General features: G+C 41.2%; 7 protein-coding genes. All 7 read left to right on the forward strand.

All coding sequences use genetic code 11. The features are described 5' to 3' along the window. Positions 1-25: 25 nt before the first annotated feature. The 7 genes from pgmB to ACS5PU_RS15380 all read left to right on the forward strand — a co-directional run bounded on the left by pgmB (position 26) and on the right by ACS5PU_RS15380 (position 10,848). Positions 26-709 carry a beta-phosphoglucomutase gene (gene pgmB, locus ACS5PU_RS15350; RefSeq protein ID WP_439460036.1) on the forward strand — a complete coding sequence of 228 codons (684 nt, stop codon included), beginning with the start codon at positions 26-28 and terminating at the stop codon, positions 707-709. 138 nt (positions 710-847) lie between these two features. Beyond that, positions 848-3,166 (forward strand): glycoside hydrolase family 65 protein, encoded by a 2,319-nt coding sequence (locus ACS5PU_RS15355; protein WP_439460037.1) that lies wholly within the window; start codon positions 848-850, stop codon positions 3,164-3,166. Continuing rightward, positions 3,163-5,004: an alpha-amylase family glycosyl hydrolase gene (locus tag ACS5PU_RS15360; RefSeq protein ID WP_439460038.1), complete on the forward strand. Its 1,842-nt coding sequence runs from the start codon at positions 3,163-3,165 to the stop codon at positions 5,002-5,004. The genes ACS5PU_RS15355 and ACS5PU_RS15360 overlap by 4 nt, the downstream gene beginning before the upstream one ends. A 184-nt stretch (positions 5,005-5,188) precedes the next feature. Then, the gene (locus ACS5PU_RS15365) at positions 5,189-6,565 is read left to right on the forward strand and encodes an MFS transporter (RefSeq protein ID WP_439460039.1); all 1,377 of its coding nucleotides are present in this window, start codon (positions 5,189-5,191) and stop codon (positions 6,563-6,565) included. Between the two features lie 138 nt (positions 6,566-6,703). Beyond that, on the forward strand, positions 6,704-8,629 hold the full coding sequence (locus ACS5PU_RS15370; RefSeq protein WP_439460040.1) for an alpha-amylase family glycosyl hydrolase: 1,926 nt from the start codon (positions 6,704-6,706) through the stop codon (positions 8,627-8,629). A 304-nt stretch (positions 8,630-8,933) separates the two neighbouring features. After that, positions 8,934-9,488, forward strand: a complete 555-nt coding sequence (locus ACS5PU_RS15375) for an RNA polymerase sigma factor (protein WP_439460041.1) — start codon at positions 8,934-8,936, stop codon at positions 9,486-9,488. A gap of 292 nt (positions 9,489-9,780) precedes the next feature. Beyond that, the gene (locus ACS5PU_RS15380; RefSeq protein WP_439460042.1) at positions 9,781-10,848 is read left to right on the forward strand and encodes a FecR family protein; all 1,068 of its coding nucleotides are present in this window, start codon (positions 9,781-9,783) and stop codon (positions 10,846-10,848) included. Positions 10,849-10,940 lie beyond the last annotated feature (92 nt).

A 10,940-nucleotide genomic window follows, 5' to 3' on the forward strand; every position in this document is an offset into this window, starting at 1 on the left:
TAAGTCCAAGGCAAGAAATAAAAACATGCAAAATAACACATCTAACATATTACCTCCTACATCTTCCATCAAAGCCTGTTTATTCGATTTAGACGGTGTACTGGTTGATACTGCCGTTTACCATTATAAAGCCTGGAAGCGTTTGGCCAATACCATGGGTTTCGATTTTACCGAAGAGCAGAATGAGCAGTTGAAAGGCGTAAGCCGTGTTGAAAGCTTAAATAAGATTTTGAGCTGGGGCGGAGTAGATAAAACAGATGCCGAAAAAGAAGAACTGGCCACCTTGAAAAACAGCTGGTATGTAGAGATGATTACTAAAATGACACCTGCCGAAGTTTTGCCCGGAACAGTTGATTTTTTAACTGCCATACAACAGGCGGGTTATAAATTAGCCTTGGGTTCGGCCAGTAAAAATTCGGGTATTATTTTAGAAAGAACAAACCTTGCACATTTTTTCGATGAAATTGTAGATGGCAATATGGTTACCAAATCAAAACCCGATCCTGAAGTATTTTTAAAAGGGGCAGAACTGTTAGGTTTTAAGCCAAATGAATGTGTGGTTTTTGAAGATGCCGTTGCAGGTGTAGAAGCCGCAAAAAGAGGGGGAATGAAAGCCATTGGTATTGGTGAAAAAAGTGTACTTACTGATGCAGATGTTGTGGTAAGCGGATTAGATAAATTGACAGTTAAAGATTTAGAAAGTTTATAGGCCTTTGGCCGTCATTGCGGGGAACGAAGCAATCTTAAGACGAAAGAAATTCAGGTATCAATTGCTAGGGGAAGAATTTTGAACAGAGATTGCTTCGTCGGCCGAAGGGACATCTCGCGATGACGAAAGCATAAGAATATGAAAAATTACATTAAAGCAGATGAGTGGAACATTATCGAAGAAGGCTTTGATCCACATTTAAATAAAATTTCGGAAAGTATTTTCAGCTTAGGTAACGGCCGTATGGGGCAGAGAGCCAATTTTGAAGAAACTTATACCGGCGAAACTTTGCCTGGTAACTATGTTGCCGGTGTTTATTATCCAGATAAAACACGTGTGGGCTGGTGGAAAAACGGCTATCCGGAATATTTTGCCAAGGTGTTAAATGCTGCCAATTGGGTAGGTATTGAAGTAAAACTGGATGGAGAAATCCTCGATCTGGCAACTGCCGAAGTAAGCGGTTTTAAACGCATATTGAATATGCACGCCGGGTATCTGGAACGCTCTTTCACCGCAAAATTAAAAAGTGGCAAAACGGTAAAGGTAAAATCTATCCGTTTTTGCAGCATCGCAGATGATGAAGTTGGTGCTATCCGCTATAGCATTACACCATTAAATTTTGAGGGCACATTAACCTTAACGCCTTTTATTGATGGCGATGTTAAAAACCAGGACAGTAACTACGATGAAAAATTCTGGGATATGGTTACCGATGAGATTACCGGAACAGAAGCTTACATCAAACTAAGAACAAAGAAAACAGAATTTGAGGTTTGCACAGGTAGCCATATCGAATTGTATAAAAATTCGGCAACACTGGAAATCAATGCAGAAGCAGTGCGCAAAGAGAAATTTGTGGCACAAACTTTTTCGCTTGAGGTAAAAACAAACGACGAAATTACCTTAGTTAAAATCGCGGCAAACCTATCATCCGAAAATTATCCTAAAGAAGAACTTTTAAAGCATGCAAAATCTGTTATTGCTAAAGCTAGGGCCAAAGGTTTCGATACGTTATTAAAAGAGCAAACCGAGGCTTGGGCAACCAAATGGGAAGAAAGCGATATCGTGATCGAGGGCGATGTATCTGCTCAGCAGGCCATCCGTTTCAATATTTTTCAGCTTTTTCAAACCTATACAGGTAAAGATGACCGCTTGAATATTGGTCCAAAAGGTTTTACCGGAGAAAAATACGGAGGCTCTACCTATTGGGATACCGAGGCTTATTGCGTGCCTTTTTATCTGGCAACGGCCCCACAGGAAGTAAGCAAAAACCTTTTGGTTTACCGCCACAAACAATTGGGCAAAGCGATAGAAAATGCAGCCAAGCTGGGCTTTAAAGATGGTGCCGCATTATACCCGATGGTTACCATGAACGGCGAAGAATGCCACAACGAATGGGAAATTACTTTCGAAGAGATACACCGCAACGGCGCAATTGCCTTTGCCATATTCAATTACATCCGCTACACGGGCGATGAAAGTTACTTGTTTGATTTTGGTTTAGAAGTGCTGATCGGTATTGCCCGTTTCTGGAAACAGCGTGTGAACTGGAGCCATGATAAACAGCAATATGTAATGCTCGGCGTAACCGGACCAAACGAGTACGAAAACAACGTAAACAATAACTGGTATACCAATTTACTGGCAACCTGGTGTATGAAGTATGCAACAGAAGCTGCCGGTATTGTAAAAACACAGCAGCCAGAAAAATATAGCCATTTGCTAAAAAGCTTAAATTTCGATCAGCAGGAATTTGCAGACTGGGCCCATATCATCGAAAAAATGTACTATCCACAGGATGAGAAATTGGGCATTTTCTTACAACAGGATGGTTATTTGGATAAAGAACAGATTTTGGTGAAAGATTTACCTGCAAGCGAGCGCCCAATAAACCAGAAATGGAGCTGGGACAGGATTTTGCGCTCATGCTTTATTAAACAGGCCGATGTGTTGCAGGGATTGTATTTCTTTGAAGAAGATTACGATCTGGATACCTTGAAACGTAATTTCGATTTTTATGAGCCACGTACCGTACACGAAAGCTCACTATCACCTTGTGTACACAGCATTTTAGCCGCCAAGTTAAATGATGAAGCGCGTGCCTACGAATTTTATTTACGCACAGCCCGCCTAGATCTTGATGATTATAACAACGATACCGAAGATGGTTTACATATTACCTCAATGGCCGGTACATGGATGAGTGTGGTAGAAGGTTTTGCCGGCATGCGCGTGCGCGATGGCAAGCTGCAGTTTAATCCATTTTTACCGGGCAAATGGAAATCGTTCTCTTTTACCATTGGTTTTAGAGGCGCAACCCTAAAAATCAACATTACCGAAAACGGGATCAGCATTAAAAACAATACCGCCGTTAATTTAGAAATCGGCATCCGTAACCAGAGTTATAAACTGGCCGGTAATGCCGAAATTGAAGTAGATAATGCTGAATTGGTATGATTGTAGAGGTAAAATGTAAAATGGAAGACGGATTGCAATTTGCTTCGATTTCCCGTCATTGCGGAGAACCAAGCAAGTTTAATGCGATGGCCTATGTGGCTGTAATTATCCTTTTATTTATTTCTCTATCATCCTTTGCACAAAAACAGCGTAAAAATATGAACGATAAACAGATCGTTATATATCAGTTATTGCCCCGTTTATTTGGGAATAAGCATACCAATAATATCCCTTACGGAACCATCGAACAAAATGGTTCGGGTAAGTTTAATGATATCACCGACAAAGCCTTGGCAGGTATAAAAGAGCTTCATGTAAATTATGTGTGGTATACCGGGGCACTTGCCCATGCAAGCTTAACCGATTACTCGGCCTACGGAATTAAAGTCGACGATGCAGATGTAGTGAAAGGCAGGGCGGGTTCGCCTTATGCCATCCGCGATTATTACGATGTAGATCCTGATTTAGCTGTTGATGTTAAAAACAGGATGAAGGAGTTCGAGGCCTTGGTTAAACGTACCCATAGCCAAAACCTAAAAGTGCTGATCGATTTTGTACCCAACCACGTAGCGAGGAGTTACCACTCTTACGCTAAACCTGAAAATGTGGTCGATTTCGGTGCAGAAGACGATGTAAGCAAATCTTTTAGTGTTCAAAACGATTTTTATTATATCCCCGGTCAGGCTTTAGTGGCGCCTACCAATGGACAAAAAACACCAATTTCGGCACTTCAGGACCAGAAATTTGAGGAAAACCCTGCAAAAGCTACCGGTAACAACGTATTTTCTGCACAGCCTAAATATGACGATTGGTACGAAACCATTAAACTGAACTATGGTGTAGATTATCAGGCAGGGGAGAAGCAGTATTTTGATCCCATTCCGCCGGTTTGGCTTAAAATGCGCGATATTTTAACTTACTGGACCAATAAAGGCGTTGATGGTTTTAGATGCGATATGGCCGAAATGGTACCCATTGCCTTTTGGAACTGGGTAATCCCGCAGGTTAAAAAAGTGAATCCCAATTTAATTTTTATCGGCGAGGCCTATAATCCAAAAGTGTATAAACAATATCTGGAAGAAGGGAAATTCGACTACCTATACGATAAAGTGGGCTTATATGATGGGCTTAAAAGATTGATCAGAAATGAACCAAATGCAGATGTGGCAGCAATTAAACACGTGTGGCAGGTAGAGAGCGCTGGTTTTGGCAAACACATGTTACGCTTTTTAGAAAATCACGATGAAGAACGCATTGCCTCTGCAGGATTTGCAGGAAAAGCTGAACTGGCTTTACCTGCAATGGTTGTTTCGGCAACATTGGGTGCTGGTCCGGTAATGCTTTATTTTGGACAGGAAGTTGGCGAACCCGGTAAAGGGCAGGAAGGTTTTGGTGGCGATGATAACCGCACCACTATATTTGATTATTGGGGAGTGCCAGATCACCAGAAATGGATGAACGGAGGTTTGTTTGATGGACAGCAATTAAATGCAGATCAGAAACGGTTGAGGGCAGATTACCAGCAATTATTGAAAGTAACCACAAGCAGTGATGCTGTTTTGCATGGCGAAATTTACGACGTACCCCTTACCGGCAATATGAATAACCGCATGTATGCCTTTATCCGCTATTCGGGTAAACAGCGCTTGTTGGTGGTGGCCAATTTTGATAGAACGCAAACCCTGTCAGCCAATATCGAAATCCCGGATCATATTTTGAAAGTGAAACATTCATCGCCCGTTACCGATTTATTAACCGATAGGAAATTGAACATACCAGCAGGAACAAGTATACCTGTAACCTTGGCGCCGGTAAGTGCACAGGTGATAGAATTTTAATCAATTTCGTTATGCGCTTAGCGATACGCGTTGAGCGGGGAAGGAAAAATAATTAACCACAGAGAACACTGAGGCATTAGCCCCGGTGGTAAAATGAAGTGCTAAGCGCGCCTAACGCCAAGCGATTAAATTGAACTAAATATAACGCCATGCGCCACGCGCCTAGCGCTTAAACTAAATAAAAATGAGCTTAAAAACAATATTCGAGAACCCCAAACTAACACTGGTACAGATTATTAACATGAGTGTTGGATTTTTCGGGATCCAGTTTGGTTGGGATTTACAGCGTGCCAACATGGGGCGTATCTACGAAAACCTTGGCGCAAATCCCGATCAGGTTCCTTTGTTGTTTTTGGCAGCCCCCTTAACCGGATTATTGGTTCAGCCCATTATCGGTTACTTAAGCGATCATACCTGGCACCCGAAATGGGGCAGAAGAAGGCCTTATTTTATGATCGGCGCAATTGTAAGCAGTATAGCCTTAATTTTTATGCCGCATAGCAGCGTATTGTGGATGGCCGCTGGCCTGCTTTGGGTGTTAGATGTTTTCGGAAATATTGCCATGGAACCCTTCCGTGCTTTTGTTACCGATAAACTGCCCGATAGCCAGGTTAACCGTGGCTTTATTATGCAGAGTATGATGATTGGTTTAGGTGGCAGTGTAGCCTCGGCCTTACCTTGGATTATGAATAATATTTTCCACTTAACCAATACCGCAGAACAGGGCAATATTCCAGAGAATGTGAAATTTTCGTTTTACATCGGTGCATTTTTCTTTTTTGCTGCCGTATTGTGGACAGTTTTTACCACGAAAGAATATCCGCCTCAGGATGTAGACTTTAAAGAAAAGGTAAAGGAAAGCAATAAAGGCTTTGGTGGCGGCGCCAAAGAAATTTTTAGTGCCTTGCAGAACATGCCAAAAAGAATGCAGATTGTTTCTTTGGTCCAGTTTTTTACCTGGCCGGGTTTATTTTTAATGTGGTTTTACTATACCACTGCTGTTGCGGTAAATGTTTTTGGTGGTAAAGATGCTGCCGATCCGGTTTACGCGCAGGGAGCAGATTTTGGAAGTTTAACCTTGGCCTACTACAGTGTAATTACATTTCTTTTTGCATTAGTGCTACCAAAAATTGCCGATGCCTTAGGCCGTAAAACCACACATGCACTATGCTTAATCTGTGGGGCAATTGGCTTAATCAGCGTAGCATGGGTGCACGATAAAAATATGCTTTATCTCTGTATGACGGGGGTTGGCATAGCCTGGGCAAGTATCCTATCCATGCCATACGCCATGCTGAGCGGCTCGCTGCCCAAAGATAAAATCGGGATTTACATGGGAATTTTTAATTTCTTTATTGTGTTGCCCGAGATTATTGCATCACTGGGGTTTGGCTGGCTGATGCGCAACGTATTAAATAACGATAGGCTTTTGGCTGTTCAGTTAGGGGGCGGATTGATGATCTTGGCTGCCGTAATCTGTTATGTTTTTATCCGTGAACCAAAGAAAACGGATGAAGTGTTAGCCTCAAAGCTCGGATTAGAAGAAAATAGATCTGTGTAATATATTCAGTGGCCTGTGCCCGTATTCCGTGGTCTGTGTCCTCACAGACCATTAACAAAATTTTCATTAATGATATTTCGGTCTGTGAGGACACAGACCGAGGATAAATTATGCCCATAAATAAAAATCCCTAACCAAATGAAAAAATTGATTTACTGCCTTGGTTCGTATCTGCACGAAACGAAAAAAGCAAAAAAGATTGTCTATTTGTTGCTATTGGTAACAGCATTTAGTACAGCCTGTAAAAAAACATCGGATGGTAGTATGGAGCCAACGCCCAGCAACCAAAAGGCCGATTTACCTGCGGGTGCCAAAGATGGCGTGGTGTTTATCAATAATGGAACATCGGCCATTGTAACCCTGTATGCGCCGAACAAAAAATCCGTTTCGCTAATTGGCGAATTTAACAACTGGTCTACAACGGCCATGAAAAATACAACGGATGGCAATTACTGGTGGATACAGGTTGATAACCTCAATCCGAATACAGAATATGCCTATCAGTTTTATGTAGATGGGAACCTTAAAGTAGCCGATCCCTATTGCGAAAAGGTTTTAGATCCAGATAACGATCAATATATTTCGGCCGCAACCTATCCAAACTTAAAAGCTTATCCTACCGGCAAAACTACTGGTATTGTAAGCGTGATGCAGGCTAACCAGCCAAGCTATACCTGGAAAAACACTGGCTTTTCGCGCCCCGATAAAAATAACCTGGTAATTTACGAATTGTTGGTCCGCGACTTTACTACCGATCATAACTACGCCTCAACACTGGCTAAACTGGATTATTTAATCGGTTTGGGTATTAACGCCATTGAATTGATGCCCGTTAATGAGTTTGAAGGAAATTTAAGCTGGGGTTATAATCCATCATTTTATTTTGCACCCGATAAATACTATGGCACCAAAACGGCTTTGCAGAATTTTATTGATGAATGCCACGGAAGGGGCATTGCAGTGATTATGGATATGGTACTGAACCATTCATTTGGGCAATCGCCAATGGTGCAGTTGTACTTTGATGGTTCGAAACCTACAACATCCAGCCCATGGTTTAATGTTGATGCGAAACACCCATTTAATGTAGGTTACGATTTTAACCATGAAAGCCAGGCCACTAAAAAATTCTCGAAAGATGTAATAAAGTTTTGGATGCAGCAGTACAAAATTGACGGTTTCCGCTTCGACCTTTCAAAAGGTTTTACACAGAAATCATCAACTGACGATGCACAGTTTAGGCTTTACGATGCTGGCCGCGTTGCAACCTGGAAAGATTATAACAGTTATATTAAAAATATTGATCCTAATTTTTATGTGATTTTAGAACACTTTGCAGAAGAAACAGAAGAAAAGGTTTTGGCCGATGATGGGATGATGCTTTGGAACAACCTGAACCACGATATGAACGAAGCTACTATGGGCTGGCTGGGCGGATCGAACTTTCAATGGGGATTTTACACCAACCATGGCTTTACCAAATCTGAGAATCTGGTTACTTATGGCGAAAGTCATGATGAAGAGCGGTTGAATTTTAAGAATATCAGTTACGGCAATGCATCTGGCAATTATGTAATCAAAGGCAACTTGGCTACCTCGTTAAAGCGTGAAGAACTTGCGGCTGCCTTTTTATTCGCTATCCCCGGACCTAAAATGGTTTGGCAGTTTGGAGAACTGGGCTACGATATCAACATCGATTTTAATGGCAGAACCGGCGAAAAACCAATTAAATGGGAGTATTATAGCGATCCGAACCGAAAGGCCTTGTACGATGCTTATGCCAAATTTATCAGGCTAAAAAAGAACAACAGCATTTTCAACTCCACCAATTTTACCTATAACCTGGCAGGGGGCATTAAATATATTAAGCTAACTGAAGGCAGCAATACCGTTGTTGTAGTTGGTAATTTTGATGTAGTGGCCCAAACGGCCAGTATCGATTTCGGATCGGCAGGTGTATGGCTTGATGCAGTAGGCGCAAGCAACAGCTTAAGCACCAGTATTTACATACAGACTTTAGCGCCCGGCGAATACCACATTTTTAGCAAAACGGCTTTAAAGTAATTTAATTTTTCCGCTACCGCTTGAGCACAGGCATTTCAAATTTAGACCTCGCAGGTTTTTAAACGGCCCAGCCCTCAATGAGGCCATTAAAAGCAATACAAACTACGAATTAAACCTGCGAGGTTTTTTAAAGTAAACTTACTTTGATTTGTCACTGCATACGGCAGGAAGTTTTCAAAGTAAAATATGGTTTTTTTAGATTCCTAAGGTTTTTTATAGATTGATTTTTAATCATTTATTCCAGTTCGTAGGTAATAATATTGTTGTTTTTAGTTAATATTGTGATAACAACTTAACAAACTTAATGGATCATAAACTAACGCATCACTTATTATGGGAACGGTTACGGCTTGGCGATAAAGATGCGTTTTTTGATCTCTACACAGCACTATATTATCCACTGGTAAATTTCGGAATAAGGGTTTGTGCCGATGCAGATACCTCAAGCGAAGCAACTGACATGGTATTTACCACCATTTGGGATAAGCACGAAACATTGGCCCGAGTAGATAACGTTGAGGCCTATCTCCGTACCTTTCTTAAACGTAAGCTGCTTAGAATACTGGAGAGAAAACGTAAAATTAGCGATGCGCTTTTTAACGCAGGTGCAGATGGCGATTGGATGGAAATAAGCTATGAAGAATTTATTGTTAAGGTGCAAAGCGATGAACTGGTTAAGCACCAGCTTAAAAACGCACTCGAAAAGCTAACTTTTCGCCAGAAACAGTTAATCCATCTAAAATTTTTTGACGGCTTAAGTTACGAGCAGATTGCCGAACAGAGCAATCAGACCATTAAAACAGCCTACAATACCATTTACGATGCACTGAAAATCCTTCGGAAGGAGTTTAATTCTTAGCCGCGCCATTTCCGAAGTCTAACGGGGGAATGGGGGGCTGTTGACTTCGGAAATCTTAAAAATAACTGCCAAGAAACTTCCTAAGCCTTCCTACGCTCAAATTCCTTATCAGACTGCTGAAGTTTTCCCCGCGTTCCCCCCTTTTCTTAAACTTCTGAACAAGATTCTGCAAATTAAATTTCTTCATTTAAAGCTATCGCAAGGCATATATTCGGTTGTGTTAAAAAAAAGTTAAAATTTCTTTAGGAAAAAGTAAAGCTTTTGGGCACTGATATATAAAAGGCAAATTAGAATGGTTGATAGAAGTAAATTCAATGCAGAAGATTTTCTTGTCGATAGCACCTTTCAGCAATATTGCGCTGGAACCGACAAGCTTTGCATTGGATATTGGGAAAAGTACATTAATGCCCATCCAGAACAGGCGGCGGTAATAGCAGAAGCGAAAAGATTATATGTGATACTGAGCGGCAATAAGCGCCAGGTAAATAAACAACGCGAAAATTTAGCAGAAACCATGTTTCCGGAGGTAGAAACCGTTAAGCTTAAAAATTATATCTGGCTAAAAGTGGCTGCGGTAGCTGTTTTGGCATTAGGTGCCGTGCTGTTGTACAATGTATATAACCATTACAATAATGCCAAAGACCAAGTAAGCGAAGTGTTTAGTTTTGCTACGAAAGGCGGCGAGCGAAAAAAAATTATGCTTCAGGATGGCACATCGGTACTGCTGAATGCGAAAAGTACTTTGACCCTTTCCAAAGGCTTTAACGATAAATGCCGCGAAGTAACCTTAACCGGCGAAGCTTTTTTTGATGTAACACACGATAAGAATAAACCTTTTAAAGTACACACAGCCGATTTTAATGTAAATGTACTGGGCACGGCCTTTAATGTTAAGGCCTATCCCGATGAAATTACTTCGGAAGCAACATTGATAAGGGGACTGATTACCATGGAGGCCGTAAATGGCAACGGTGGTACCATTACCTTAAAACCCAGCCAAAAGGTTACTTTTTATAAAACTGTAGCGCCACAGGTTAAAAACAATCTGGTGAAGCCCAAGGCCCCAAAGCCCGAGATTACCATAAACCATTACACCAAAATTAAAGATAGCACCATCGTAGAAACGGCCTGGACGCAAAACCGAATCGAAATTTACGATCAGGATTTTGATGAGATCAAGAACGTGCTAGAGAAATGGTATAACGTCGAAATCAGATTTACCGATCCTTCGATAGAAAAATACCGTTTTACAGCAACCATTACAAACGAAAGTATAGAAGAAGTTTTACACGCCTTAAAAGCAACAGAAAACAATTTTAAATATGAGATAAAAGGAAAACAGGTAACCATCTCGAAGTAGGAATAAAAAAAGGACGGTGTTGGAGCACCGCCCTTAAATATTTCTCTTTTGATCAATTAATGGCAGTTTATGCGCAAACAGATCGCTGCCAA

Origin of the sequence: Pedobacter sp. GSP4 (assembly GCF_051857575.1) — a bacterium.
GTDB lineage: Bacteria > Bacteroidota > Bacteroidia > Sphingobacteriales > Sphingobacteriaceae > Pedobacter.